At 43.3% G+C, this 25,836-nt stretch carries 27 protein-coding genes; 20 read left to right on the top strand and 7 right to left on the bottom strand.

The annotated features are described in order from the left end of the window. Position 1 precedes the first annotated feature (1 nt). Both Q3W13_RS12180 and Q3W13_RS12175 read left to right on the top strand, forming a co-directional pair. A complete protein-coding gene (locus tag Q3W13_RS12180) occupies positions 2 to 769 on the top strand; it encodes a hypothetical protein (protein ID WP_302864136.1) in 768 nt (255 codons plus the stop codon). Between the two features lie 53 nt (positions 770 to 822). Beyond that, a complete protein-coding gene (locus Q3W13_RS12175) occupies positions 823 to 1,446 on the top strand; it encodes a hypothetical protein (protein WP_302864134.1) in 624 nt (207 codons plus the stop codon). Positions 1,447 to 1,474: 28 nt separating this feature from the next. Here the strand turns inward: Q3W13_RS12175 and Q3W13_RS12170 are convergent, their stop codons facing one another. The 4 genes from Q3W13_RS12170 to Q3W13_RS12155 all read right to left on the bottom strand — a co-directional run bounded on the left by Q3W13_RS12170 (position 1,475) and on the right by Q3W13_RS12155 (position 4,136). Further along, positions 1,475 to 2,200 (bottom strand): ABC transporter ATP-binding protein, encoded by a 726-nt coding sequence (locus Q3W13_RS12170; protein WP_302864132.1) that lies wholly within the window; start codon positions 2,198 to 2,200, stop codon positions 1,475 to 1,477. A 110-nt stretch (positions 2,201 to 2,310) separates the two neighbouring features. Next, complete coding sequence (gatC, locus tag Q3W13_RS12165; protein WP_302864130.1) at positions 2,311 to 2,601, bottom strand: Asp-tRNA(Asn)/Glu-tRNA(Gln) amidotransferase subunit GatC; 291 nt, start codon at positions 2,599 to 2,601, stop codon at positions 2,311 to 2,313. Beyond that, a complete protein-coding gene (locus Q3W13_RS12160) occupies positions 2,598 to 3,329 on the bottom strand; it encodes a 1-acyl-sn-glycerol-3-phosphate acyltransferase (protein WP_302864128.1) in 732 nt (243 codons plus the stop codon). Before Q3W13_RS12160 ends, gatC begins: the two co-directional genes overlap by 4 nt. 36 nt (positions 3,330 to 3,365) lie before the next feature. Further along, entirely contained in the window at positions 3,366 to 4,136 is a 771-nt protein-coding gene (locus tag Q3W13_RS12155) for a 1-acyl-sn-glycerol-3-phosphate acyltransferase (RefSeq protein ID WP_302864127.1), read from the bottom strand. Positions 4,137 to 4,173: 37 nt separating this feature from the next. Between Q3W13_RS12155 and trpS the strand changes: the two genes are divergently transcribed. From trpS to Q3W13_RS12120, 7 genes are all read left to right on the top strand, one after another. Beyond that, positions 4,174 to 5,169 (top strand): tryptophan--tRNA ligase, encoded by a 996-nt coding sequence (gene trpS, locus Q3W13_RS12150; RefSeq protein WP_302864125.1) that lies wholly within the window; start codon positions 4,174 to 4,176, stop codon positions 5,167 to 5,169. Positions 5,170 to 5,314: 145 nt separating this feature from the next. Then, complete coding sequence (locus Q3W13_RS12145) at positions 5,315 to 5,929, top strand: deoxynucleoside kinase (RefSeq protein WP_302864123.1); 615 nt, start codon at positions 5,315 to 5,317, stop codon at positions 5,927 to 5,929. A 112-nt stretch (positions 5,930 to 6,041) separates the two neighbouring features. Then, positions 6,042 to 6,782, top strand: coding sequence for a 3-deoxy-manno-octulosonate cytidylyltransferase (kdsB, locus tag Q3W13_RS12140; RefSeq protein ID WP_302864121.1), 741 nt, complete (start codon positions 6,042 to 6,044; stop codon positions 6,780 to 6,782). A 185-nt stretch (positions 6,783 to 6,967) separates the two neighbouring features. Beyond that, a complete protein-coding gene (locus tag Q3W13_RS12135) occupies positions 6,968 to 8,578 on the top strand; it encodes a CTP synthase (RefSeq protein WP_302864120.1) in 1,611 nt (536 codons plus the stop codon). 21 nt (positions 8,579 to 8,599) lie between these two features. Next, the gene (gene yidC / locus Q3W13_RS12130) at positions 8,600 to 10,438 is read left to right on the top strand and encodes a membrane protein insertase YidC (RefSeq protein ID WP_302864118.1); all 1,839 of its coding nucleotides are present in this window, start codon (positions 8,600 to 8,602) and stop codon (positions 10,436 to 10,438) included. A gap of 178 nt (positions 10,439 to 10,616) precedes the next feature. Continuing rightward, the gene (locus Q3W13_RS12125; protein WP_302864116.1) at positions 10,617 to 11,984 is read left to right on the top strand and encodes an exonuclease domain-containing protein; all 1,368 of its coding nucleotides are present in this window, start codon (positions 10,617 to 10,619) and stop codon (positions 11,982 to 11,984) included. Between the two features lie 154 nt (positions 11,985 to 12,138). Then, on the top strand, positions 12,139 to 12,675 hold the full coding sequence (locus tag Q3W13_RS12120) for a pyridoxamine 5'-phosphate oxidase family protein (RefSeq protein ID WP_302864114.1): 537 nt from the start codon (positions 12,139 to 12,141) through the stop codon (positions 12,673 to 12,675). Between the two features lie 91 nt (positions 12,676 to 12,766). On the opposite strand, the gene pyrF is transcribed toward Q3W13_RS12120, so the two are convergent. After that, positions 12,767 to 13,597 (bottom strand): orotidine-5'-phosphate decarboxylase, encoded by an 831-nt coding sequence (gene pyrF / locus Q3W13_RS12115; protein ID WP_302864301.1) that lies wholly within the window; start codon positions 13,595 to 13,597, stop codon positions 12,767 to 12,769. Between the two features lie 399 nt (positions 13,598 to 13,996). Here pyrF and rho point away from each other — a divergent pair, with 399 nt between their 5' ends. The 3 genes from rho (at position 13,997) to purS (ending at position 16,730) form a co-directional block, all read left to right on the top strand. Beyond that, positions 13,997 to 15,607, top strand: coding sequence for a transcription termination factor Rho (gene rho / locus Q3W13_RS12110; protein ID WP_302864113.1), 1,611 nt, complete (start codon positions 13,997 to 13,999; stop codon positions 15,605 to 15,607). 89 nt (positions 15,608 to 15,696) lie between these two features. Continuing rightward, positions 15,697 to 16,440, top strand: coding sequence for a CDP-diacylglycerol--serine O-phosphatidyltransferase (gene pssA, locus Q3W13_RS12105; RefSeq protein WP_302864112.1), 744 nt, complete (start codon positions 15,697 to 15,699; stop codon positions 16,438 to 16,440). Positions 16,441 to 16,475: 35 nt separating this feature from the next. Beyond that, positions 16,476 to 16,730, top strand: coding sequence for a phosphoribosylformylglycinamidine synthase subunit PurS (gene purS, locus Q3W13_RS12100; RefSeq protein ID WP_302864110.1), 255 nt, complete (start codon positions 16,476 to 16,478; stop codon positions 16,728 to 16,730). A gap of 84 nt (positions 16,731 to 16,814) precedes the next feature. On the opposite strand, the gene Q3W13_RS12095 is transcribed toward purS, so the two are convergent. Further along, positions 16,815 to 17,192, bottom strand: coding sequence for an Hpt domain-containing protein (locus Q3W13_RS12095; protein WP_302864108.1), 378 nt, complete (start codon positions 17,190 to 17,192; stop codon positions 16,815 to 16,817). Positions 17,193 to 17,214: 22 nt separating this feature from the next. Beyond that, positions 17,215 to 17,694: a 2-amino-4-hydroxy-6-hydroxymethyldihydropteridine diphosphokinase gene (folK, locus tag Q3W13_RS12090; protein WP_302864106.1), complete on the bottom strand. Its 480-nt coding sequence runs from the start codon at positions 17,692 to 17,694 to the stop codon at positions 17,215 to 17,217. Between the two features lie 87 nt (positions 17,695 to 17,781). Here folK and sppA point away from each other — a divergent pair, with 87 nt between their 5' ends. The 8 genes from sppA to Q3W13_RS12050 all read left to right on the top strand — a co-directional run bounded on the left by sppA (position 17,782) and on the right by Q3W13_RS12050 (position 25,820). After that, positions 17,782 to 19,566, top strand: a complete 1,785-nt coding sequence (gene sppA / locus Q3W13_RS12085; RefSeq protein WP_302864105.1) for a signal peptide peptidase SppA — start codon at positions 17,782 to 17,784, stop codon at positions 19,564 to 19,566. Positions 19,567 to 19,635: 69 nt separating this feature from the next. After that, on the top strand, positions 19,636 to 21,321 hold the full coding sequence (locus tag Q3W13_RS12080; protein ID WP_302864103.1) for a DNA polymerase/3'-5' exonuclease PolX: 1,686 nt from the start codon (positions 19,636 to 19,638) through the stop codon (positions 21,319 to 21,321). 41 nt (positions 21,322 to 21,362) lie between these two features. Further along, positions 21,363 to 22,340 carry a D-glycero-beta-D-manno-heptose-7-phosphate kinase gene (gene rfaE1 / locus Q3W13_RS12075; protein WP_302864102.1) on the top strand — a complete coding sequence of 326 codons (978 nt, stop codon included), beginning with the start codon at positions 21,363 to 21,365 and terminating at the stop codon, positions 22,338 to 22,340. A gap of 109 nt (positions 22,341 to 22,449) precedes the next feature. Continuing rightward, entirely contained in the window at positions 22,450 to 23,004 is a 555-nt protein-coding gene (locus tag Q3W13_RS12070) for a D-sedoheptulose 7-phosphate isomerase (RefSeq protein ID WP_302864101.1), read from the top strand. An 8-nt stretch (positions 23,005 to 23,012) separates the two neighbouring features. Next, positions 23,013 to 23,516, top strand: coding sequence for a D-glycero-beta-D-manno-heptose 1-phosphate adenylyltransferase (gene rfaE2 / locus Q3W13_RS12065; RefSeq protein ID WP_302864100.1), 504 nt, complete (start codon positions 23,013 to 23,015; stop codon positions 23,514 to 23,516). Next, positions 23,516 to 24,121, top strand: coding sequence for a DUF4254 domain-containing protein (locus Q3W13_RS12060; RefSeq protein ID WP_302864098.1), 606 nt, complete (start codon positions 23,516 to 23,518; stop codon positions 24,119 to 24,121). The genes rfaE2 and Q3W13_RS12060 overlap by 1 nt, the downstream gene beginning before the upstream one ends. Further along, positions 24,122 to 25,159, top strand: coding sequence for a glycosyltransferase family 9 protein (locus tag Q3W13_RS12055; RefSeq protein WP_302864096.1), 1,038 nt, complete (start codon positions 24,122 to 24,124; stop codon positions 25,157 to 25,159). Between the two features lie 184 nt (positions 25,160 to 25,343). Next, the gene (locus Q3W13_RS12050; RefSeq protein ID WP_302864094.1) at positions 25,344 to 25,820 is read left to right on the top strand and encodes a histidine phosphatase family protein; all 477 of its coding nucleotides are present in this window, start codon (positions 25,344 to 25,346) and stop codon (positions 25,818 to 25,820) included. Positions 25,821 to 25,836: the final 16 nt, after the last annotated feature.

Below are 25,836 nucleotides of genomic sequence, written 5' to 3'. Positions count from 1 at the left end.
AATGAAAAAAATCATCCTAGGCTATATCTTAACTTTTACGACTTTTTTGGTGACTGCGCAAACTATACCTCTCAAGCATAATATATCGCAGCCTGCGCCTTCAATTGCTTCGCTAATGAAGAGTGATTTTTCACCATTATTTGTCCAAACGGAAAACTCTTCTGTTTATGGTTTTATTGGAGGTGATTACCAGCGGCTGCGCATTAAATTTATCACGGTAAAGAAAGGTGAAATGCCATTAACTTTTGATGTTTATGGGAAATCAATGGTAAAGGGTACGATGTGTAAATTTAATGGTAAGCTCAAAATAATTTCCATCAAACAATATCCACGCATAGCAATGGGCGTTGACGGTAAGTACACCCACGCCGGCATCAAAGGGGAGTACCGGCTAACCGGAAGATATATACTTAGGGAAGACAGACGACAACTGCATTCAGGAATATTTTCGGGTGAATTTAAGACCGACTTTTATGTCGATCGGAACAACAACATTAAGTATGACAACCTTGAAATTGAAGCTGACGGATTTTCGAATAACGAATTTACCGGTAAATGGACATCTTACACCAGCCACATCACTAAAGCCTGTAACTGGGGCGACTTCCGGATACCCCAGAGTGGCGACCTGGATATAGGCGCCGGAGAATTTTCGCCAAATACAAAATATCTGAAAAACGGCTGGCAAACCCTTAGGGATCTTTTGACACATGATTCACCGGCCTATCAAAATGCAAAAGAAACCGAGAATGCAAAATGGTGGAAATAGCTTTAATTTCTGTTTTTAGGTCACATTAATTATTTTTGATTCAATTGGAAGCAATGACTGACTACCCCTTTGATACCACCGGCCTTTGCAGTGCAGATTTAGACACGTTTAATGGGGTTTACACAGCCTTAAAATCGAGATTCCCGGTTGAGTTTACAGGACAGATTGATTTTCACCTGGAGCAGTTTGAGGTATTTAACGGCAGCCTGAGCGTTAACGTACGTGAGTCATTTGTTATAAAACAAGATAACAATAACGACTGCTATATTCTTTTTGTTGAAAGGGAACGAAGAAGTTATGGCAAATCAATACAGTTATCCGCTGGTCTTGAATATCATATTTGGGCATTAGCTTATTTGAAACAAGATTTCGGCCGTGTTTTAATACGACGCGAGACGCTAAGCGATAAAATCATTGAGCTAGTTCATCCGGTTGAGCTGGATTTTCCGGAAGATAAACCGTTTAGTGATACCTTTTATGTTTTAGTAAACGATTATGACAAAGCCCAAAAAGGTATTAACCGCAGCTTCCGCAATGCTGTAATGGATACAAGGGGCGATAATTTTTTAATTGAGATAGTAGAACACTCGCTTATTGCAGGAAATCACGATCCACTATCACCCGAAAAAGCTATCCACCTGGCGGAGTTTATCACGCGGACATGCTCAAATTGCTGATTATCTGATTAACCCCAGACAAACTCCTTTACTCAGCCGTTGCCTTACTTCTGTCGACAGTAATAATATTGGTATTCGCGTAGTCGTTTTCTACCAAACCGTCGCGCATACGTACGATGCGGTGTGCGTGCATGGCGATGTCTTCTTCGTGCGTCACCAGGATAATGGTATTGCCTTTTTTGTGGATGTCCTCTAACAGGCCCATAATCTCAATCGATGTTTTGGTGTCGAGGTTACCGGTAGGTTCGTCGGCAAGGATAATTGAGGGATTATTGATCAGCGCCCGGGCCACTGCAACACGCTGGCGTTGGCCGCCCGAAAGCTCGTTGGGCTTATGGTCTACACGATGGCCAAGCCCGACATTCTCTAAACTGGTTTTCGCACGTTCGAGGCGTTTCTCCTTACTAACACCCGCATAAACCAAAGGAAGGGCCACGTTATCCAGTGCAGTATTACGCGGCAATAAGTTAAAGGTCTGGAATACGAACCCGATTTCCTCATTCCTTACTTCGGCCAGCTGGTTGTCGGTCATGTGGCTAACATTAATGCCATTCAGTATATACTCCCCTTTAGTCGGGGTATCCAAACAACCCAAAATATTCATCAGGGTGGATTTACCCGAGCCTGACGGCCCCATCAATGCCACAAACTCCCCCTTGTTGATAGTTAACGAAACAGATTTAAGCGCATGAATTATTTCAGTGCCGATAACATATTTCCGTCCGATATCTTTAAGGGTAATGAGTGGTTGCATGTGTTTTTTGTCGTTTGACTGCGAAGTGGTAGGTTTGTTACACAAGAAGTCGTAAAAGTAAACAAAGAAACTGTATGGTGAGTTTTGCTTCAAATCCCCCGGACTGATCCTTATTTCTCTATCACTTTGGCAACCAGGAAATAATCATCATCATGCTTAGGCGCATTTTGCAGGGCTTCCTGGTGCGTTATTTCTTGTTTCACAACATCCTCGCGAAGCACGTTTACTTCGTCGGTCATGTAAACCAGCGGCTCAACGCCCGAGGTATCTATTTCGTTCAGTTTGGCCATAAAGTCAAGAATCTTGCTCATATCCTTCATCATATCGTCCGTTTCTTCGGAGGTTAGTTCAAGGCGGGCGAGGTGCGCTATTTTATCAACTGTTTCTTTGTCTATAGTCATGCCGATTCCAATTTATGTTTAATTAAATGGTGTACTTGCTGTTCCAGTTCTTCGGCATCTTCCAATGTCAGGTGCGCTGTCTCCACAGGTTTGTGTACAAATATATCACAAATACCCGGCCTGCTGCCTAACTGGCTGCCGGTATCCCACAAAACTTTCCAGGTATTCATCGATGTTATGGGCAATATAGGTATTTTGAGGTCGATAGCCAGGCGAAATGCCCCGTTTTTAAAAGGGATCATCTCGGGCGGATAGTCCTTGGGAATGGTCGCTTCAGGGAAGATAACCACACTTACGCCATTCTTCAATCTTTCGCCGGCTGTTTTAAAAGCTTTAAAAGAAGATATTTTACTGTCGCGATTAACGGTGATATCGATTGTTCTGAAGAAATAACCTAACACGAAATTGCTTAACAATTCTTCTTTACCTATAAAACAATGGTTGTTCTTTGCCGCAAGATTAATAGCTGATATGTCAAGATTGGAGGTATGATTACCTACGATAATATAAGTGCGTTTCCAGTCTACAGGCGCCTCGTAATCGATGTTAAAAAATATTCCGGAAATGGTAGTGCTGCAAAAGATAATGAAGCGCCTGAAGCCATTGATGTACTTATACCGCGATTGTTTTAAGGATAGAAAATACAGAATGGGCTTAACCAGTACAAAAAACAGGGCGACACTGATCCGGTAAAAATGCGTGTGAAATTTCCTTAAAGCGCGTATCATCGGCGCCAAATTTATAAAAAAGTTGATTGAGTTGAGTTAAGTTGCTTTGGCCGTAACGCTTACGGTCTTTCGCTTTGCAGGACGGTTTAATTCGCTGCTGATTATTTCATAAACCTTGTCCTTCAGTAAGTCCGCGTCGCCGACTGTCAAATTTGCCGTTTCTATCGGTTTATGTACCCGAAATTTGCAGACGCCGGGCCTGGTGCCATACTTAGTGCCATCGTCCCACAGATGTTTCCATGTGTTAGCAGATGATACCGGGATGACCGGTATTTTATGTTCGATGGCTAATCTGAATGGGCCATTCTTAAATTCGTGCAGTGTGGGCGGATAATCATCACTGATTTTTCCCTCGGGGAAAATGATCAGCGTAACTCCCTCTTTTAATCTCTCGGACGCTTTTTTAAACGCCCTGTAAGATGACATTTTGCTATCGCGGTTTACAGGTATATCAACCGTCCTGAAAAACAAGCCAGTTACCAGGCCATCTTTCAACTCTTCCTTACCCATAAAGCTGCAGTTAGCGTTAACCAGCACACACATCGCCGTGATGTCGAGGTTCGATGTATGGTTCGGACAAACTATATATGGCCGGCTCCAATCTATCGGCTCCTCGTGGTCGAATTTATAAATAAACCCGACAGCGCCTGAACTTATGAAGCCCCATGCGCGCCTTAAAGCATTAAGCTTGCGGTAACCTGATGGCTTGCGTGAAAAATACCAGAATGCAGGCCAGAGCGCAAAGTAACATAAGGCAACGCTGAACACGTAAAGATAAACGTGCGCCTTCTTCAAGATTAATTTCATCGCCACCAAAAATATAAAATTTACTTACTTTCGCACCATGGAAACTGTTGTTAGTGGCATCCGTTCAACCGGGAACCTGCACTTAGGAAATTACTACGGCGCGATACAAAATTTTGTAAAAATGCAGCATCAATATAACTGCTATTTTTTCATCGCCGATCTTCATTCATTAACTACCCACCCTACCCCTGCCGACTTGCATGGAAATGTAAGACAGGTTTTGGTAGAGTACCTGGCTGCAGGCATCGATCCGGAAAGAGCTACTATATATTTACAGTCGGATGTGCCCGAGACCGCTGAACTTTACCTGTTCCTGAATATGAACGCCTATCTGGGCGAACTTGAACGCGCAACTTCATTTAAAGATAAGGTAAGGGCCAATCCAGATAACGTTAACGCCGGTTTATTAACTTACCCGGTTTTAATGGCCGCTGATATTATACTGCACCGCGCAACAAAAGTACCTGTTGGTAAAGATCAGGAACAACACCTGGAAATGGCGCGCACCTTTGCCAATCGCTTCAACAGGCTTTACAATAACGAATATTTCCCTGAACCTTACGCCTTCAACTTCAGCGAAAACCTGGTTAAAATACCGGGGCTTGACGGAAAAGGGAAAATGGGCAAATCTGAAGGAGAAGGAAATGCGATCTTCTTGTCGGATTCGCCGGAAGTTATCCGTAAAAAGGTGATGAAGGCTGTTACCGATAGTGGCCCGACAGAAGAAAACTCAGAAAAACCGGTTGAAATTCAGAATCTTTTCGATATTATGAAAGTAGTATCCTCAGCCGATACCTACGAGCATTTTGACAACCTTTATAATACCTGCCAGATCCGGTACGGCGATTTAAAAAAGCAGCTTGCAGAAGATATTACGATAGCAACTGCGCCGATACGAGAAAAGATAAACGATATCTCGAATGATGCTGCTTACCTGCGCCAGGTTGCCCGTCACGGCGCCATAAAGGCACGCGAAAGCGCCCAAAAAACGATCAGGGACGTAAGGGAAATTATCGGCTTCCGAAATTTTTAGTGTTCATCGTTGATAGTTCATGGTTCATGGTGTATATTAGGCGTGACTTCATTTTTAGACAAGTGGTATATGCAGATTTGACTATGAACGATCTTCCATAAACTATGAACTAACCTTGAACTATTAACAACGAACTAAACAGAATATGCATATTGCTATTGTAGGAAACATAGGCGCCGGTAAAACCACCCTTACCGAATTGCTGGCAAAAAATTACGGCTGGGATCCGCTGTATGAGGCTGTTGATAACAACCCCTACCTGGAGGATTTTTACAGCGATATGAAGCGCTGGAGCTTTAACCTGCAGATATATTTTTTGAATACCCGCTACCGACAGATCATAGACATACAGAAAAGCGGCAGAAACATTATACAAGACCGTACCATATACGAGGATGCTCACATTTTTGCAGAGAACCTGCATGATATGGGGCTGATGACTACCCGCGATTACGAAAACTATACCGCCATATTTGAAAACATTACCGAGTTTATCAAAGCGCCCGATTTGCTGATCTATTTAAAAGCATCGGTACCCACATTGGTAAATAATATTCAGCGCCGGGGCCGTGAATATGAAAGCGGCATCAGGCTGGATTATTTATCCAAACTGAACGAGAAATACGACAAGTGGATTAAAGGATATCGTTTAGGAAAGCTGTTGGTAATCGATAAAGATAACATTGATTTTGCCAATAACACCGAAGACCTGGCGACCATCGTGCAGATGATTGAAAGGGATATACACGGGTTGTTTTAGCGCTGTTGAAAAGGTTGTAAGTGTTGTAGGTAATTAGACAGATAATCGCATATGGCTTCCTTAAATTTATACAACCTTTTCAACCACTACAACTCATACAACTATAATACTTATGCAAGTCCTCGGCATCATCCCCGCCCGTTACGCTTCTACCCGCTTCCCCGGTAAGCCACTGGTTGACATTGCCGGGAAAAGTATGATACAACGGGTTTATGCGCAGGCAAAAAAATGCGTTCATTTAACCGAAGTTATTGTCGCCACAGACGATACCCGCATTTACGACCATGTGGTGGGTTTCGGAGGAAATGCGATAATGACCTTGCCCGACCACCAAAGCGGCACTGACCGTTGTGCAGAAGTGGCCCGGCAGCATCCGCAATATAACGTCATCATCAATATTCAGGGTGATGAACCGTTTATCGACCCGGAGCAGATCAGCAAGCTGGCGGCGTGTTTTAACAATCCTGATACGGAAATTGCTACTTTAATTAAGCGCGTTGCAACTGAGCAGGAGTTGTTTAATGTTAACTCGCCAAAGGTGGTAATCAATAAGCTATCCGAAGCCATTTATTTTTCACGATCTCCCCTGCCGCATATCCGTGGACAGGAGCAGAAAGATTGGCTTAGTTGCTTTACTTATTTTAAACACATTGGCATTTACGGTTATCGCGCAGACATTTTGCAGCAGATAACCACCCTCCCCATATCATCACTAGAAAAAGCCGAAAGCCTGGAGCAATTACGCTGGATAGAGAACGGTTATCGTATAACAGTTGCTGAAACGGAATTAGAGACGCATGCGATAGATACACCGGAGGATTTGGAAAAGGTGATTTCGCAGATTTCGGAATGATCAAATCGGTTATAATTAAGAATCTGAAGCTTATCCTTCCTGATTTCCAGTTCTTCCGCATCGGCAAATTCTCTAATCGTCAAATTTTCAAATCTCCCCCTCAACCCCAAAAAATTTTCTTACTTTTGTATCCCGTACACAAAGAATTTGATCCGGTATAAAACACCGGTCAAACAAAAAAAAACATGACTAAATACATATTTGTTACGGGCGGCGTTACATCGTCATTGGGCAAGGGTATTATCTCTGCCTCACTAGCTAAACTCCTTCAATCGCGCGGTTATCGCGTCACCATCCAAAAATTCGATCCCTATATTAACATCGACCCGGGAACACTGAACCCTTATGAACACGGCGAATGTTATGTTACCGAAGATGGCGCCGAAACCGACCTGGACCTTGGCCACTACGAGCGCTTCCTGAATACCCCTACCTCCAAAGCAAATAACATTACCACCGGCCGTATCTACCAAAATGTGATCAATGCTGAGCGCGAGGGCAAGTTCCTTGGCAAAACTGTACAGGTTGTACCACACATTACTGATGAGATTAAACGCAACATCCGGATATTGGGTGAAAGCGGCGATTTTGATATCGTTATAACCGAATTAGGCGGTACTGTGGGCGACATTGAGTCGCTTCCATATATCGAGGCTGTGCGCCAGTTCAGGTGGGAAGTGGGTTCTGGTAACTCGCTGGTGATACATCTAACACTTATTCCATTCCTTGCGGCTGCCGGCGAGTTAAAGACCAAACCAACACAGCACTCAGTAAAAATGCTTTTGGAGTACGGTATACAGCCAGACATCCTGGTGTGCCGTACCGAACATCATTTAAATACCGATCTGCGCAAGAAAATAGCCTTGTTCTGTAACGTAAACGTGAATGCTGTTGTAGAGTCGATTGATGCTTCAACCATTTACGACGTGCCATTGCTGATGCTGAAGGAACAGCTGGATAAAACCGTTTTGGCCAAGCTAAAGCTTCCGCATAAAAATGAGCCAAACCTGGAACATTGGAAAGACTTTTTAGGCAGGCTGAAAAACCCGACCTTCGAAGTGCGAATTGGCCTGGTAGGTAAATATGTGGAATTGCCTGACGCCTATAAATCTATAGCAGAGGCGTTTATTCATGCCGGCGCTAAAAATGAAGCGAAGGTGAAGGTCGTATATATTCCTTCGGAAACACTTACTCCGGGTAATGCCGTTGAAAAACTGAAGGGTCTGCACGGCGTGCTGGTTGCCCCCGGCTTTGGCGAACGCGGTTTTGAAGGAAAGATTGAAGCCATACGCTATGTACGGGAAAACAACATTCCTTTCTTTGGTATTTGCCTTGGAATGCAATGTGCCGTAGTTGAATTTGCGCGAAATGTACTGAACCTTTCAGGCGCCAGCAGTACCGAAATGAACCCTGATACCGTCCACCCTGTGATCAGCATGATGGAGGAACAAAAAAAGGTAGTAAACAAGGGCGGCACCATGCGTTTGGGCGCTTATGCATGCGATTTAAAGAAAGGCAGCAAGGCCGAAAAATTTTATGGCAAAACGCACATCAGTGAGCGCCACAGGCATCGCTATGAGTTTAATAACGATTATTTGAAGGACTACGAAAATGCAGGACTGCTGCCAACCGGCTTCAACCCTGAAAATAATCTGGTTGAGGTAGTTGAGCTAAGAAACCATCCGTTTTTTATCGGCGCGCAGTTCCATCCTGAATTAAAATCAACAGTTGCTAATCCGCACCCACTTTTTATTAACTTTGTCGCCGCTTCGATGGCCTATGCCCGTAAGCAATAATTATTTGTACGATACTTAGAAATGGATAAGAATACATTCACAGGATTATTCCTGATCATGGTGATAATGGGAGCTTCATTCTTTTTTATGAAGCCAAGTGAGGCTGACCTTAAAAAAGAAAAAATACAAGCCCATGCCGACTCTGTAAAAAGAGGCCAGATAAAATCACCTGCTGTAACTGCCGCCAAAGCCGACACTTCTGGTGCTAAAACTGCTAATAAGCCTGTTGACTCGGCAGTTTTGAAAAGCCCTTTTGGTGCAGCAACCATCGGCACGCAGAAATTTGTTACACTTGAAAATAAAGACATCCGTGTAAAACTGAGCACGCAGGGCGGTAAAGTTTATTCGGTTGAACTGAAAGACTACAAAACCTTTAACAAAAAGCCGCTTATATTATTTGATGGTGATAAGAACCGTTTCGGCTTAAATTTCACCGCAGGTAATAACAGCATTAACACCGATAAGCTATATTTTACACCCACCAGCGGTGATTTACAGGTGGCTGAAAAAGATTCGTCAACGCTCACCATGCGACTGAACTACAGTCCTACCCAGTACGTGGATTATATCTACTCGCTGAAAGGTACCGGCTATAAAGTTGGCCTCACTGTTAAAACAACCGGGCTGGACCAGGTAATTGCCAATACAAGCTCATTAAATGTGGACTGGTCGGCCAGTATGCGCAGGCAGGAAAAAGATATCGACCAGGAACGCCGGTATTCTACCGTATATTACATGAACACCGATAATGATGTTGACTATCTGAGTGAAGGAAAAGATGATTCGAAAGAGATAACCGACAAAAAGATGCAGTGGGTATCGTTCCAGGCGCACTTTTTCTCGGGCGTTTTGATTGCTAAAGAAGGCTTTACCAGATCGAAGCTGAGCGTTGTTACTAACGTTCAGGACACAATAGATTCTAAACAGATGACGGCCGGTGTGATTATCCCCAAAAGCAGCGATGGCAGTTATCCGATGGAATTTTACTTCGGCCCCAATAAATACAACTTCCTGAAGACACAGGGCTACCATTTAGAAAAACAAGTTTATATGGGCTGGGGCTTCCTGGCTTATATCAACAGGTTTTCGGTATTGCCGGTATTCAACTTCTTGAGCCAATTCACCAGTAACTATGGTATTATCATATTGGCTCTAACACTTATCCTGAAGCTTGTTTTATCGCCGTTGACTTACAAATCGTACCTTTCGATGGCTAAGATGCGAATTTTAAAGCCGGAGATGGACGAGATCAAGGCAAAAGTTGGCGAGGATAACCCAACACTGTTACAACAGGAATACCTGAAACTTTATAAACAGGCCGGCGTAAATCCGTTAGGCGGATGTTTGCCTTTACTGATACAAATGCCGATTGTCTTCGCATTCTTCCGCTTTTTCCCAAGTTTGTTCGAACTTCGCGGTCAAAGCTTCCTTTGGATGCATGACCTTTCCACCTACGATTCGGTAATCACATTCGGCACAAACATTCCATTTATAGGTAACCACATCAGCTTAATGTGTTTGCTGATGACCGTGTCGACATTAATTTACACGTATTTCAACAACCAGATATCAGGCGCCAGCGGGCAGATGAAATATATAGGGTACATCACCCCTATTATCTTCCTTGGGGCGCTGAACAGCTACCCCTCAGGTTTGAATTATTACTACTTCCTGGCCAACATGATGACTTTCCTTCAGCAATATATTATCCGTTTGATGGTTGACGACAAGAAAATTCATGCCCAAATACAGGACAACAAAAAGAAACCGGAAGTAAAGAAAAAGAAATCAGGTTTCCAGGCCCGTATGGAAGAAATGATGAAACAGCAACAAGCGGCAGCTGCACAGAAGAAGAAATGATTTTTTAAAGTTGAAATATTGACCCTATTAACAGGAAAAATAACCCGGTAAAATGTTGCCGGGTTATTTTTTTGGCCTCTCCTTTCTGCCAGGTTTTACGACGTTTCGACTTTCCAACACTACAACAATTTTCAATTAAACTAATTTTATTAGCAAAAACTTTTCTAATTTTACATCGATGTATGCGATAGTCGATATAGAAACCACGGGCGGGCATGCCAGCGCAAACGGCATAACGGAGATAGCTATTTGCATACATAACGGCAAAAAAGTGGTTGAGCGTTACACTACGTTGGTCAATCCCGGCCGGGATATTCCCATTTATATCAGCGCGCTAACCGGCATCACTAATGATATGGTTCAAAATGCGCCGCCGTTTGAAGACGTGGCGCATGACATTTATCACTTGCTGAATAATAAAATATTTGTTGCGCATAATGTTAATTTCGACTATTCATTTGTGCGGCACCACCTGGCTGCTACTGGGTATGATCTGCGCTGCAATAAGCTGTGCACAGTAAGACTCGGACGTAAGATCATGCCCGGCCTTCCCTCCTACAGCCTCGGCAAACTATGCAGGCACTTAAATATCGATAACGAAAGCCGGCACAGGGCCGCGGGGGACGCTGAGGCAACCGCACAATTGTTTTCGCTGCTGCTGCAAAAAGATACTAATAACCACATTACAGCCGCTTTAAAACAAAACTCGAAGGAACAGGTCCTGCCAGCCAATCTGCCAAAACAGGATGTGGATGCCTTGCCGCAATGCCCCGGTGTATATTATTTCCACAATGAAAAAGGAAAAGTCATCTATGTCGGAAAAGCTAAAAACCTGAAAAAAAGGGTTTGCAGCCATTTTACCGGCAATAACCCAGGTCCGCAACGGCAGGAGTTTTTAAGAAATATACATCACATTACTTTCGAAGCTTGCGGGACAGAGCTTGTAGCTTTTGTGCTTGAAGCCGTCGAAATAAAGCGCCTGTGGCCAAAATACAACCGCTCACTTAAAAGATTTGAGCACGCGTTCAGTCTTTACGCCTTTGAAGACCAGCGGGGCTATATCCGCCTGGCTGTTGACAAACACCGGAAAATGACCGGCGCCATTTACAGCTGCAATACTTTGTTTGAAGGGCGAGGTATTTTAATGCAACTAATCGATACTTTCCGGCTTTGTCCTAAGCTCTGCTTTATACAAAACAACAGCGCCAGTTGCACAGGGGCCAATACCGGAAACTGCGCATGCGAAGGACACGAGAGTGTACAGGACTATAATGAGCGTGTAGGCCAGGCCATCAGCCAGCTAAATAAAGCGCTTCCAACCTTTGCTATCCGCGACGCCGGTCGTACCGACGATGAGCACAGCTGCCTGCTGATTGAAAAAGGGAAGTTTTATGGTATGGGCTATATCTCTCACTATTACAATGGCGATTCCCTGGAGCAGCTAAAAGAACAGCTGAAACCTTACCCCGGGAATGATTACATCAGGAACATGGTAGATAATTACGCAGTTAAGTTTCCGGACAGAAAAATGATATTTGCGGGTTGACCTTTAAGACTTAAGAAGTTTTTAAAAACTACGTATTGTGTTGCACTGCTCCTAAACTTTCACACAACTACATGTTTTATCATTCTAATTAATTTTCCTAAACAATAGTTTTAGCCGGTGGTTATTAACATACATACCTATTAAAAACATTGTTATGGACAGCATCAACAAACAACAACCAGAAGATAATACTAAAGACCTTAACGGCCCCGAAGCTATTGAAAAGATCAGGGAACTGGCTTATCAAAACAAAACCTGCTTTTTTTGCACCAACATAAAAACAGGCGTGCCTTTAACCACCCGGCCCATGGCGGTGCAGGAGATTGACGACGAAGGGAATTTTTGGTTCCTGAGCGCGAACGACAGTCATAAAAATGACGAAGTCTCGCACGACCCGTTTGTGCACTTGCTGTTCCAGGGTTCGGCGCATTCGGATTTCCTTAATATTTACGGAATAGCTTCTGTAAGCGAGGACAAAGAAAAAATTAAAAAGCTTTGGGAGCCAATAATGAAAACATGGTTTACCGAAGGTGAAGACGACCCGCGCATATCGATAGTAAAAGTTGAACCCATAGAAGGATATTATTGGGATAACAAGCACGGTAACGCAATTGCTTTTGTAAAAATGCTGGCCGGAGCCGCCATTGGCAAAACGCTGGATGATTCTGTTGAAGGAAAACTGGAGGTTTAAGTTAGATATCAGAAACTCGTGGAAGGAAATAAGGGCTACGAATGATTATTTGTATGCCCTTATCTATAATGATAGAATTGTAAATCGTCATTCAAATAATTCCTGCTTTTTCCAGTTCTTCCTGCATTTGCTGCTGGACTTTTTGAGCCTCTGCACGGGCGGCATCGGCAAAATCTTCTCCGTCGGAGGCATAAATGATGGAGCGCGATGCATTTACAATCAGGCCGCAATCGCTATTCATTCCATAATGGCAAACTTCGGCCAGGTTACCGCCTTGTGCGCCGACACCAGGTACCAGCAAAAAGTTATCAGGCGCATATTTGCGTATATTGGTAAACTCGGTGCTTTTTGTAGCGCCAACCACATACATAATTCTGTCGGCGTTGGCCCAGGTATTGGCTTTTTTTATTACAGCTTCATAAAGCAGCCCGTTTTCGGTAGTTAAGTATTGAAAATCCTCACTCCCGGCTGAGGAGGTCAACGCCAGGATGATTACCCATTTATCTTCATATTCCAAATACGGCGATATAGCGTCATGGCCCATGTATGGCGATAAGGTTATAGCATCGAAGCTCATCCCCGCCGCCGATTCATCAAAAAAAGCTTTTGCATACATACCGGAGGTATTTCCCATATCGCCGCGTTTGGCGTCGATGATATTCAGGCATTCTTCAGGCAGATATTTCCAGGTTGCTATCAGGCTCTGAAGCCCTTTTACGCCATGCTTTTCGTAAAATGCGGCATTGGGTTTGTAGGATATACACAGGTCTTGGGTGGCATCAATTATCCTTTTGTTAAACTCAAATATCGGATCGGGATATTCTTTTAAAAATGCGGGTATCTTGTCGACATCTGTATCGAGTCCAACACATAAAAATGATTTTTTTTGTTTGATTTGTTCAATAAGATACTTGCGGGATATCATGTGCGGTAGTTTTAAACACCAAAAAAACTAAAATTTAAACGAACTGGCTACCAGCCGGGGATATTTTTTTAAATAATTTGAAATATTGAATTTATTGACTAACATTGCAGTGTTTTCAGATGAATTTTTCTTGTACTAAAGAAACAATTTAAAACTCCACGTTATTTTAGTAAATTATTACCTGGGTTTAGATGTTGCATAACAAAGTTGCATTTTAGTTTATTTCACAGAAAACATCTCCATTAATAATATAAATAGAATTAGCTAAAATAATATTACCCTGAATTGGGTTATAGCTTGAAAGCCCGACTATAAATGCCGCGACTACCACGATACTATTGAAAAACAACTGCGACCAGATAAATATTAAAACCCCATTGAATTATAATTCATAATATGTTTGATACGAACGAATTGAACGATAAACTCGTTTCAGAGTTAAGAGAAATTGCAAGAAATTTAGGCGTTGCCGAAGCCGATGAGCTTAGAAAGGCATCATTAATAGAAAGAATTGTTGAACAGGAGCAGCTAATTGAGGCAGCCCGCATGCAGCAGGATATTGTGAACAGCAATTATGCAGCTGTTGAGCCGTCTGTAGCAGCACCGGCTGGCGAGAAAGCACGTAAACGTACAAGGGTAGTTAAGGGCGCAGCCAAACCACCCCGCGTTGAGGTTCCATTGGATGACGCCAGTTTGTTTGATATGCCCGATGATGAAACCGCCCAGGACGAGCCTGAAAATGCAGAAATAACAGCCGCATCCTCAGTACAAAATGAGGATCCTGAAAAAGGCGATGACGTGATTACCGAAGGCCGCCCTCAAAAGTTTGAACGCCGGGTGAACAACCAACCCAGTCAGCCGAAAGTACAGGAGCCTGTTGTTAACATGGATTTCGACAATGTGATTGTAAACGAAGGCGTTTTGGAAATTATGCCTGATGGTTACGGATTCCTTCGCTCGTCGGATTATAATTATCTCACTTCTCCCGACGACATCTACGTTTCTCAATCACAGATAAAACTGTTTGGCCTGAAGACCGGCGATACTGTTCGCGGTAGTATCAGGCCGCCGAAAGAAGGCGAAAAATATTTTCCGCTGGTGCGTGTGGAAGCCATCAATGGCCGTGTTCCCGCCGAAGTGCGTGATCGTGTGCCGTTCGATCACCTCACACCGCTTTTCCCATCAGAAAAATTAAGCCTGTTTACCGACCCCAATAACTACTCCACCCGCATTATGGACCTGTTCTCACCAATTGGTAAAGGTCAGCGCGGTTTGATTGTTGCACAGCCTAAAACCGGTAAAACGATGTTACTGAAGGATGTTGCTAACGCAATAGCCAAAAACCACCCGGAAGTTTACCTGATCATATTACTGATTGACGAACGCCCGGAGGAAGTTACAGACATGGCCCGCAGCGTACGTGCCGAGGTAGTGTCATCAACATTTGACGAACCGGCAGAGCGTCACGTTAAGATCGCCAACATTGTACTTGAAAAAGCAAAACGTATGGTAGAATGCGGTCACGATGTAGTTATTTTGCTCGATTCTATCACTCGCCTGGCACGCGCTTATAACACGGTAGCGCCTGCATCAGGTAAAATTTTATCTGGTGGTGTTGATGCAAATGCCCTGCATAAGCCGAAACGTTTCTTCGGTGCAGCACGTAACATCGAGGATGGGGGATCATTGACCATTATCGCTACTGCGTTAACTGAAACCGGCTCTAAAATGGACGAGGTTATCTTCGAGGAATTTAAAGGCACAGGTAACATGGAGCTTCAGCTTGACCGTAAGCTGTCCAACAAACGTATATTCCCGGCTATTGATATTACGGCTTCAAGCACCCGCCGCGACGACTTGTTGCTTGACCGTGAGACCTTACAGCGCATATGGATCTTACGCAATCACCTGGCTGATATGAATTCTCAGGAATCGATGGAATTTTTACAGGCACAAATAAGGGGCACTAAAACTAACGAAGAGTTTTTGATTTCAATGAATTCGTAATAAATAAGTGTTTATGAAGTTATATTAGCATAAAGTTAATATAGCATCTTCATATTTATTTAATAAATAGTTGATACCTTCATAGCCGAATGAAGAACCGCGTTAAAAAACACTTGCCCAATGCTATTACCTGTGCAAACCTCTTTAGTGGTTGCATAGGTATAGTTTTAGCCTTTAAAGGCGAAATGATTGCCGCTTCGTACGCCATTTTTCTATCGGCTATTTTTGATTTTTTTGATGGACTCGCCTCGCGCGTGCTTAAGTCCTTTTCAGGTATCGGGAAGGATTTAGATTCGCTGGCAGATATGGTTAGCTTTGGGGTTTTACCAGCAGTAATTATGTACCAGATAATGCTGCAGGCGCGTCAGATAGACAAAATCAGCGATTACCTGAATTTCATAGCTTTTCTTATTCCCGTGTTTTCGGCTTTAAGGCTGGCTAAGTTTAACGTGGATACACGTCAGGCGGAGAATTTCATCGGCCTGCCGACGCCTGCCAACGCCATTCTTATCGCCTCGTTTCCGCTTATACTGGATCACCATAACCAGTTTTATTCGGCCCCGCTGCAAAATCCATGGATACTTTCAATTCTGATTGTCGTGATGTGCACCTTACTGGTTATCGAGGTTCCGATGATGTCGCTAAAATTCAAGAGCACGGATTTCAATCAAAATATTTCACGCTATTTGCTGCTGCTTTTTTCGGCAATACTGATACTATTTTTTAAATTTGCGGCAGTTCCGGTCGTAATACTATTTTATATCGCCCTGTCTGTTATTCAATTTAAATTTTTAAATCCAGGCTTCATGGACACTTCCCGAAAAAACGGATAGCGCTGCGGAGCAGAAATAATACTCAAGTAAAACTAATGAAAAAATTCCAGGCTGAAATTGACGTAATGCCAAAAAAAGAGATCCTCGACCCGCAAGGTAAGGCAGTAACCGGTAGCATGAAAAACCTTGGCTTATCCGAAATTCATAATGTACGCATCGGCAAGCACGTTACACTTGAGATTGATGCAGAAAATGAAGAAGCGGCGCACAGTAAAGTCGACAGCGCCTGCAAAAGCCTTTTGGCCAATTTGATTATGGAAAGTTATACGTTTAGTTTAAAGGCAATCTGATTTTCTAAGATATACCCTAAACACAAAAGCATCCTGAAAAAAGGATGCTTTTGTGTTTAACAGCTCTTTTCACCCGGCTATTTATTACAAACCGGCTTCAATATCGGCTTTAATTTTTACGAGTCTGTCCAGATTACCATTGATTACGCCTTTCACATCATTAAATTTAGACAGAAGCAAGTCAGGATCCGGTGCGCCGGCTTTAGCCATAAGTTCAACCTCCTGAATGTTGGCCTGGCTTTGCGGCATACCAAAGAAACCCAGATTAGGTTTTAGCTTGTGTGATGCCTGCGCGGCTAATGTCCAGTCATTGCTGCCTATGGCGGATGTTATGGTATTAAGCAGGTCCGGCGTCTGTTGCAGAAACATGTCTATTGACTCAACGATAAACTCGTCGCTGCCGTCGGCAATTTCGAATAGAAAGGTTAGGTCTAAATCATGTTCGGGAAATACGTGTGGCATATAACGGTTGTATTTTTCAAAATTATAATTTTTTTACAATCAAGTTATCTTTAAGTTCATTTTTGATTGCAGTTATTGTTTTCCCAAAAACAGGGTGTCGTAAGTCCGGAGCAATTTCTTTCAGCGGTTCCAGTGTAAACCGCCTGTTATGCAGTTCGGGGTGGGGAATATGTAACCCTTCTTCATTAATGATCTCATCCCCATAAAACAATATGTCGATATCAATCGTGCGAGAGCCCCACTTCTCTTCCCGTTTTCTGCCCAGCATTAACTCTATGTTCAGTATCTTATCCAGCACTTCCTGCGCAGTCGCTTCAGTTTCCAAAACAATCACCTGGTTTAAATAATCCGGAGCATCGCTTTTACCCCACGATTGTGTTTCGTATATTGATGAGGTTTTTATCACCTTTGCAACCCGGGTATCAATTAAGGCGATTGCCTGCCGCAGGAAATATTGCCTGTCGCCTAAGTTACTGCCCAATAATAAAAAAACACTTTTCATGTTGTAACAAATATTATAGACGGCGCTCTTATTAGTATACGACGTTGATTTGCTAAGTTTGCATAGATAAACGATTTATAATACTTAATGAAACAATTTTTCAAATTTGTGTTCGCCAGTCTGCTGGGATCAATTATTGCTGGCATTATAATGGTATTTATCCTTTTCCTTTTCATAGGCGGATTGATAGCGGGTGCAAGCAGTGAGAAATCGGTTGATGTTAGTCCTAATTCGGTATTAGAGTTAAAGTTCACCTACCCTATAGCGGAGCGCACACCAAACAATCCTCTATCCGCATTTGGTTTCCTGGGCATTGATGGCGAAAAAACATTAGGTCTTAACGACATCCTGGCCAGCATCAAAAAAGCGAAAACTGATGCAAACATCAGGGGGATATTCCTTAATGAAAGCTTCATGACCGGCGGTGAGGCCACTACCGAAGAAATAAGAAATGCGCTTATCGATTTTAAAAAATCAGGAAAGTTCATCGTTGCTTACTCAGAAGTTTATACGCAAGGCTTTTATTACCTGGCTTCAGTAGCCGATAAGGTTTACATGAACCCTAAAGGCATTTTCGACTTCAAAGGATTTAACTCAAAAATCACTTTCTTAAAAGGTGCCCTCGACAAGCTGGGCATCGAAGCGCAGATTATAAAGGTAGGTACTTACAAAAGCGCGGTTGAGCCGTTCTTTTTAACTAAAATGAGCGATGCCAACCGTATGCAGGTAAACTCATACCTCGGCTCTTTATACGACCACTTTTTGTCGGGCATCAGTCAAAGCCGTAAAATCAATAAAGACTCATTGCGCAGTATTGCAAATGAATTGAAAATCCGCTTGCCGGAGGATGCCGTTAAATTCAAGCTTATTGATGGCCTGAAATATAAAGATGAAATACTGGACGAATTGAAAAGCCGTTCGGGCATTGGTTCCGGGAATAAGCTAAAAGCTGTTGAACTCAGTGACTACAATTCATCTTCTGATGCTGATAACGAAGACGGTAAAGAAAAAACCAAAAATAAGATTGCTATTATATACGCATCGGGCGACATTGTAGGGGGCGAAGGCGATGACAACACGATTGGTTCAGAAAGAATCTCCAAGGCATTACGTAAGGCAAGGCTTGATGATCACATCAAAGCTGTTGTTTTCCGTATCAACTCGCCGGGCGGCAGTTCATTGGCCTCGGATGTGATGTGGCGCGAAGTAATGCTTACTAAAAAAGTAAAACCGATCATAGTTTCTATGGGCGATCTTGCGGCGTCCGGCGGCTACTATATAGCTTGCGCTGCTGATTCAATAATAGCGCAACCAAACACCATTACCGGTTCAATAGGAATTTTTGCAGTACTGCCCAATTTGCAGAAGTTGTTTAATGACAAGCTGGGCATCACCTTCGATGGCGTTAAAACCGGAAAATATGCCGATTTAGGAGATTTAACGCGCCCGCTTAGCCCGGAGGAAAAGGCTATTCTGCAAAACCAGGTAAACCAGGGGTACAATTACTTTACCAAAGCAGTTGCTGACGGGCGCCACAAAACGCAGGATTACATAAACAGCATTGGCCAGGGCCGCGTATGGACAGGCGAACAGGCTGTAAAAATTGGTTTGGTTGACCGTTTAGGCAATATCAGCGACGCCATTGCCTCAGCTGCAAAAAAAGCAAACATTAAAAACTATACGCTTGTGGCCTATCCGGAGCAAAAAAGCTTCCTGAATAAATTCGGCCTGGGCGTTAATGCCGAGATAAAAGCACATTTTATCAAATCCGAACTGGGTGACAACTACAAGTATTACGAACAGATCAAAGAGGTAACCACCCTGATGCGCACCCCTCAGGCAAGAATGCCGTACGATATTGAGATTAATTAGTTTTGATATATTTAAGTGAAAGCCGCCTGTTATGGGCGGCTTTTTCTATTTTTACAACTCAATTAAATCATGGAAAACAAACCCATAGCCCGTAAGCTTCGCCTGTTGTCGCAATTGATGGAGCTGCACGACGCCAACCCTTTTAAAGTAAAATCCCTGGCTGCTGCTGCCTTTAAGGTTGATAAACTGCCATTCTCCGTAGCCGGAAAGAGTTTTGCAGAGCTGGAGAAGATAGATGGCATCGGTAAAAGCACAGCAGGCAAAATAACCGAGTTGCTGGAAAAAGGGACTATGACCGAACTGGACGAACTGATCGCCCAGACGCCGGAAGGTATTGTAGAGATGATGGGTATTAAAGGCATTGGGCCAAAAAAGGTTGGCATTATCTGGAAAGAGCTGGGTATTGAAAATGCAGGCGAGCTTTTTTACGCCTGTAACGAGAACCGCCTGGTTGAAGCCAAAGGCTTCGGATTGAAAACACAGGAAGACATCCGCAAAGTGATAGAATTTAACATGGCGAGTCATGGTAAATTTATTTATGCCAAAGTTGAGCAACAGGCCAACGATCTTCTGCAGGAACTAAAGGATATATTTCCGGGCGCACTGATAGATTTTGCGGGTGAGTTCCGTCGCCGGTGTGAGATTATAGAAAGATTGACTATTGTATTGGGCAGCCGTGATGAAGATATAGCGTTTCATACAGTTCAGCAATCTGCTATTATAACAGATGTACAAACAGAAAATAATCGCGTAACCGGCAAAATGGAAGGAGGTTTGGCAGTTGAGATAGTGTGTGTTGAGAAACGCTACTATTATCAGGAACTTTTCATGCAGACAGGTGATGACGAGCATGTAAAAGCCATTTTATCGCGCGCCGGCAATACAATCGATCAGCCCGAAAGTGAGGAATTAATTTATACCAAAGCGGGTACCTCGTATATTTTGCCGGAATTAAGAGAAGGCATGACCTTTATTGAACGGGCGGGAAATAATAATCTGCCGCAGTTGATAAACAATAACGACCTTAAGGGCACCCTGCACAACCATAGCACCTGGAGCGACGGTATTAACAGCATTGAGGAAATGGCGCTATATTGCCGTGATGAGATGCAACTGGAATACCTTGGTATGTGCGACCATAGCAAAAGCGCGTTTTATGCCAAGGGCCTCACTGTAGAGCGGGTTTTTCAGCAGCATGAAGAAATTGACCATTTGAATAAAAAGCTGGACGGCTTCCATATATTTAAAGGCATCGAATCAGATATATTGTATGATGGGTCGCTTGATTATCCCGATGAAATACTGCAGAAGTTTGATTTTATTGTGGCATCAGTACACTCGATTTTAAAAATGGACGAGGCAAAGGCAACCTCCCGATTGATAAAGGCCATCGAAAATCCATACACAACTATTTTAGGACATCCAACAGGCCGCCTGCTTTTAAGCCGTAAGGGTTATCCTATCGATTATAAGAAAGTAATTGATGCCTGTGCCGCAAATAATGTGGTTATCGAAATCAACGCAAATCCGCTGCGCCTGGATTTGGATTGGCGTTGGCACCAGTATGCATTGGATAAAGGGGTGTGGCTGTCTATTAATCCGGATGCACACCGAAAAGAAGGCTTCCATGATATGTACTACGGCCTGCTGGTTGCGCGGAAAGGCGGGCTTTACAAAGAAAGATGCCTGAATGCACTAACTTTATCTGAAATAAAAGAGGTCTTTGCTATAAAACGGCAGAAAACATGCCTTTAAGCACAAACAATAATCGAGGGGTGCTGGTTACCAGATGACTAATGACGACAAAAGATAAGGTACTTTCAATAAAATCGACACAAAAACGGCCTGCTATATTGGTTATAGGCGACCTGATGATTGACCATTATATATGGGGTAATGCCACACGGCTCTCACCCGAGGCGCCGGTCCCGATAGTAAATGTCAAAAACGAATCGACTACACTTGGCGGTGCAGGTAACGTGGTTCAAAACCTGGTGGCACTTGGTGCGCAGGTAACCGTTGCGGGCGTCATTGGCGATGATATCCACGGTAAGCAGGTTATCTCGATTCTGCAGGAGGAGGGCGTACAAACCGGTACGATTATTACCGATTCCAGCCGCCCAACTACGGTTAAAACGCGTGTTTTGGCAGCAAGGCATCAGTTGGTAAGGATTGACAGGGAAGCAACAAACCAATTGCCCGCGCAGCTGGAAGATGAACTTGCTGATAAGCTTACAACTGTTATTGATAAGGCCGACATTGTTATTTTCTCGGACTATAATAAGGGCCTGTTCGCTCCTGCCCTAACCCAAAGACTAATAGAAATAGCCAGTCAACATCAGAAAAAAGTTATTATCGATCCTAAAGGGCTGAACTACGAAAAGTACAAAGGTGCTTACCTGATCAAACCCAACCGTAAGGAACTGGCCGAAGCAGCCAAAGCTGAATCGATTAAAAATAACGATGACTTGCAGGAGGCGGCTCAAACAATATTTAACCAAACCGGGACGGATTACCTGGTAGTAACACTCTCGGAAGATGGCATGGCTATTTTAACTAAAAACAGCCAAAAGCTGCTGCCGGTAAAAGCTACCGAAGTATTTGATGTTACCGGCGCAGGTGATACAGTAATTGCTACGATTACTTATTTTTTGGCGCTTGATTTTCCGGTTGAAGAAGCTTGTGAACTGGCCAACCACGCTGCCGCAATAGTAATACGGCGTGTAGGCAGCGCCACTACAACAATTGATGAAATTGTAAAAGATATGGCGTAATTTCGTCCGAAAATATTCCATTATTGAATATTAGTTCTAATCAGCCGATATTTTTAGAAATTATGAATAAAACATTCGTTCTATTGGTATTGACGTGAAATTAACCAAAATGATTGTTGAAGAACTTAAAGCACATCAGCAGCTTATCAATAAAGTAATTGAACAGCTTACCGGCGATATTGAAAAAGCCTGTGAAATGATCATATCAACTATACAAAGCGGTAACAAGGTATTGATAGCCGGAAACGGGGGAAGCGCTGCCGATGCCCAGCACATTGCTGCCGAATTAAGCGGCCGGTTTGTAAAAGAGCGCAGAGCGTTGCCAGGAATAGCCCTGACAACAGATACTTCTGCGATGACAGCCATTGCAAACGACTACGGTTACGACCATGTGTTTTCGCGACAGGTAGAGGCGCTGGCCCGGCCCGGCGATTTATTCATAGGGATTTCGACCAGCGGAAACAGCCAGGGGATATTGAATGCATTTGAAGCAGCAGGACAGACCGGTTGTAATACACTGGGCTTGTCGGGCCGGGATGGCGGCAGAATGAATGGCCTTTGCAATCTGAATGTTATTGTGCCGTCTGATGTAACCGCCAGGATACAGGAAATGCATATTTTGATCGGGCATATTTTGTGTAAGGCAGTTGACGATTTATTCTAAAATCGCAAATGAAAAACGATTTCGAACTAACGCTTTTGAATAAGATACAGCCTTTAGCTTCATTAAAAGGCAAGGTTGCCACATGGCAAAACGAGGGCAAAAAGGTAGTATTCACCAATGGGGTTTTTGACTTGCTGCATATTGGCCACGTAACTTATTTAGCTAAGGCTGCTGATTTAGGCGATAAACTGATAATCGGCCTGAATGCGGATACTTCTGTAAAACGGATAAAAGGTGAAAGCCGGCCGATAAATGATCAAAACAGCCGGGCAGCCTTATTAGCGTCGCTGTTTTTTGTTGACGCCGTGATTTTGTTTGATGAGGATACCCCGTTAAATCTAATCTCGACCTTACTGCCTGATGTCCTGGTAAAGGGAGCTGATTATACAATAGATAACATAGTAGGCGCCAAAGAAGTGATTGCTAATGGCGGCGAAGTTAAAACAATTACCTTTGTAGAAGGATATTCATCTACATCGATCATTAATAAGATAAAAGAAAAAGAACAGTAATGGTTAGCGGGCTTTGCAATAGTATATTCTCAGAAGCGATTGAGGACTATCATTTGTATAATGATATCGATTACTGCTATGTAAATCCCTATGAAACCGGCTCGTTTGAAAACCTGCTGTATGCCAAATGCTGGATCGATACGGCACAATGGCACATGGAGGACGAAATCCGCAACCCGGAAATAGACCCGGTTTTAGCCCTGAAATGGAAACGCCGCATTGATAAATCAAACCAGGACCGTACCGATTTGGTGGAACATATTGACAGCTATTTTTTAGAGAAATATAAAAATATCCTGCCGGAAGTATCCGCGCGGATTAATACGGAGAGCCCGGCCTGGGCGATTGACAGGCTATCTATCCTTGCGCTTAAAATTTACCACATGAAGGAGGAAAGTGTTCGTAAAAATGTTGATGATACCGAACTCGCCAGGCGTAAAAACAAATTGAACATCCTTTTACAACAGCAAGCCGACCTTTCAGTTGCGATAGACGAACTGCTGACAGATATAGAACAGGGCAAAAAATACATGAAAGTGTACCGCCAGATGAAGATGTATAATGACCCGGAACTGAATCCCGTTTTATACAACAGCAAAAAATAGATGCCTGCCGGAAAGCATATACTGGTGTTGCGCTTCTCGGCAATGGGGGATGTAGCGATGACGGCGCCTGTGATAAAGGCGGCGCTCCATCAAAACCCGGATATAACCATAACCTTTGTTTCCAGGCCCGAATTTGAAGATTTTTTTAAGGGCATTCCCCGGTTAACGTTTTATGGTGCTGACTTCCAGACGAAGTATAAAGGTTTTGCCGGACTGATCAAATTATTCAGGGCGTTGAAGAAAGCATCAGACTATTATGCACTTGCCGATCTACACGATACACTCCGTTCTAAAATTCTACGGCGATTGTTCCGTCTTTCAGGCTTAACTTACGCGTTTATAGACAAGGGCCGCCCTGAAAAAAAGCTGTTAACCCGTTACCCGGGTAAAGTATTAAAGCCGCTTAAGCCAACCGCAGAACGTTACGCCGACGTCTTCAGAAAATTGGGATTAGAAATTAGGCTTGACAATCAACTCACCAGAAAACCTAAGGTTTTGCAGCGGGAAGTTTTAGATATAACCGGCGCGAAAACCAAAACCTGGATAGGCATAGCGCCATTTGCCAAACACAAAGGTAAAATTTATCCGCTGGAACGAACCGAACAGGTTTTGGCGCTCCTCAGCGAAGAAAATATCGATATTTTTCTTTTTGGCGGTTCTTTGCTTGAGGAAGAAATTTGCCTGGCATGGGAACAAAAATTTGCAAATATCACCACATTGGTTCGCAAATTAACCATAGAACAGGAGCTTGCTGTCATCAGCAACCTCGACGTGATGATGAGCATGGACTCGGCGGGTATGCACCTGGCATCACTGGAAGGCATTCCGGTAGTATCAGTGTGGGGAGCAACACACCACTATGCAGGTTTTTTAGGTTACGGGCAATCGGAAGCAAACATCGTAGCTGATAATATCGAATGCCGGCCATGCTCCGTATACGGCAATAAACCATGCTTTCGTAAAGATTACGCCTGCTTATACAATATTACGCCGGAAACTATTGCCGGTAAAATTGCAGAATTAATAAAGCACGCCTGATTAAATGCCCTTCAATAAAATTTATTTAAAACAATTTTTTACAAAGCAACCTTACTTTTAATGAGGATAAGTAAGGACAGGATAATTGATTAACCGCGTGCGGACATTAAGATTTGTGGGTTAATAATTCGCTCAAATTCGCTCAAATTCATGAAATTAGCGCTGATTTTTTAAATACCAATTCATGAAAAAGTTATTGCTGGTAAGGCATGCAAAGGCCGAAAAAGAGACAGGAGGAAAAGATTCTGCCAGGCCGCTTAAATATATCGGTATGCAGGACGCCGGCTATATGGCCGACCGTTTGAAAGAAAAATCAATCATACCGGAATTGATTATAGCCAGTTCCGCGTTAAGGACGGTCACCACTGCCGAAATATTTGCCGACCATTTGGGTTTACCGGCCCCAACCAAAAGCAAGTTAGTTTACATGGCCAGCGAGCAAACGCTGCTGAATGTAATTAATGATTTTCCCGATGAGTTTAACTTTATTGCGTTAGTGGGGCATAATCCCGGAATAGCCTACATACTTCAATACCTTACCGGTGAAGCACGCGAAGTACATACCAGCTGCGTTGCGGTAATTGATTTTGAAGTTGATGCCTGGGCGGAGGTAAGCAAAGGAATGGGCAAACTGGTATATTTTAGCTGGCCTAACGGATGAGCAGTCATTAGTCACT

Origin of the sequence: Mucilaginibacter sp. L3T2-6 (assembly GCF_030519355.1) — a bacterium.
Taxonomy (GTDB): Bacteria; Bacteroidota; Bacteroidia; order Sphingobacteriales; family Sphingobacteriaceae; genus Mucilaginibacter.
The sequence above is the reverse complement of the archived record's forward strand: the minus strand, read 5'-3'. Positions and strand labels throughout refer to the sequence as shown.

What these genes read in the sequence shown, in the direction of transcription:
- Q3W13_RS12180 (WP_302864136.1), top strand. Translation starts at nt 2, where the DNA reads ATGAAAAAAATCATCCTAGGCTATATCTTAACTTTTACGACTTTTTTG.
- Q3W13_RS12175 (WP_302864134.1), top strand. Translation starts at nt 823, where the DNA reads ATGACTGACTACCCCTTTGATACCACCGGCCTTTGCAGTGCAGATTTA.
- Q3W13_RS12170 (WP_302864132.1), bottom strand. Translation starts at nt 2,200, where the DNA reads ATGCAACCACTCATTACCCTTAAAGATATCGGACGGAAATATGTTATC.
- gatC (WP_302864130.1), bottom strand. Translation starts at nt 2,601, where the DNA reads ATGACTATAGACAAAGAAACAGTTGATAAAATAGCGCACCTCGCCCGC.
- Q3W13_RS12160 (WP_302864128.1), bottom strand. Translation starts at nt 3,329, where the DNA reads ATGATACGCGCTTTAAGGAAATTTCACACGCATTTTTACCGGATCAGT.
- Q3W13_RS12155 (WP_302864127.1), bottom strand. Translation starts at nt 4,136, where the DNA reads ATGAAATTAATCTTGAAGAAGGCGCACGTTTATCTTTACGTGTTCAGC.
- trpS (WP_302864125.1), top strand. Translation starts at nt 4,174, where the DNA reads ATGGAAACTGTTGTTAGTGGCATCCGTTCAACCGGGAACCTGCACTTA.
- Q3W13_RS12145 (WP_302864123.1), top strand. Translation starts at nt 5,315, where the DNA reads ATGCATATTGCTATTGTAGGAAACATAGGCGCCGGTAAAACCACCCTT.
- kdsB (WP_302864121.1), top strand. Translation starts at nt 6,042, where the DNA reads ATGCAAGTCCTCGGCATCATCCCCGCCCGTTACGCTTCTACCCGCTTC.
- Q3W13_RS12135 (WP_302864120.1), top strand. Translation starts at nt 6,968, where the DNA reads ATGACTAAATACATATTTGTTACGGGCGGCGTTACATCGTCATTGGGC.
- yidC (WP_302864118.1), top strand. Translation starts at nt 8,600, where the DNA reads ATGGATAAGAATACATTCACAGGATTATTCCTGATCATGGTGATAATG.
- Q3W13_RS12125 (WP_302864116.1), top strand. Translation starts at nt 10,617, where the DNA reads ATGTATGCGATAGTCGATATAGAAACCACGGGCGGGCATGCCAGCGCA.
- Q3W13_RS12120 (WP_302864114.1), top strand. Translation starts at nt 12,139, where the DNA reads ATGGACAGCATCAACAAACAACAACCAGAAGATAATACTAAAGACCTT.
- rho (WP_302864113.1), top strand. Translation starts at nt 13,997, where the DNA reads ATGTTTGATACGAACGAATTGAACGATAAACTCGTTTCAGAGTTAAGA.
- pssA (WP_302864112.1), top strand. Translation starts at nt 15,697, where the DNA reads ATGAAGAACCGCGTTAAAAAACACTTGCCCAATGCTATTACCTGTGCA.
- purS (WP_302864110.1), top strand. Translation starts at nt 16,476, where the DNA reads ATGAAAAAATTCCAGGCTGAAATTGACGTAATGCCAAAAAAAGAGATC.
- Q3W13_RS12095 (WP_302864108.1), bottom strand. Translation starts at nt 17,192, where the DNA reads ATGCCACACGTATTTCCCGAACATGATTTAGACCTAACCTTTCTATTC.
- folK (WP_302864106.1), bottom strand. Translation starts at nt 17,694, where the DNA reads ATGAAAAGTGTTTTTTTATTATTGGGCAGTAACTTAGGCGACAGGCAA.
- sppA (WP_302864105.1), top strand. Translation starts at nt 17,782, where the DNA reads ATGAAACAATTTTTCAAATTTGTGTTCGCCAGTCTGCTGGGATCAATT.
- Q3W13_RS12080 (WP_302864103.1), top strand. Translation starts at nt 19,636, where the DNA reads ATGGAAAACAAACCCATAGCCCGTAAGCTTCGCCTGTTGTCGCAATTG.
- rfaE1 (WP_302864102.1), top strand. Translation starts at nt 21,363, where the DNA reads ATGACGACAAAAGATAAGGTACTTTCAATAAAATCGACACAAAAACGG.
- Q3W13_RS12070 (WP_302864101.1), top strand. Translation starts at nt 22,450, where the DNA reads ATGATTGTTGAAGAACTTAAAGCACATCAGCAGCTTATCAATAAAGTA.
- rfaE2 (WP_302864100.1), top strand. Translation starts at nt 23,013, where the DNA reads ATGAAAAACGATTTCGAACTAACGCTTTTGAATAAGATACAGCCTTTA.
- Q3W13_RS12060 (WP_302864098.1), top strand. Translation starts at nt 23,516, where the DNA reads ATGGTTAGCGGGCTTTGCAATAGTATATTCTCAGAAGCGATTGAGGAC.
- Q3W13_RS12055 (WP_302864096.1), top strand. Translation starts at nt 24,122, where the DNA reads ATGCCTGCCGGAAAGCATATACTGGTGTTGCGCTTCTCGGCAATGGGG.
- Q3W13_RS12050 (WP_302864094.1), top strand. Translation starts at nt 25,344, where the DNA reads ATGAAAAAGTTATTGCTGGTAAGGCATGCAAAGGCCGAAAAAGAGACA.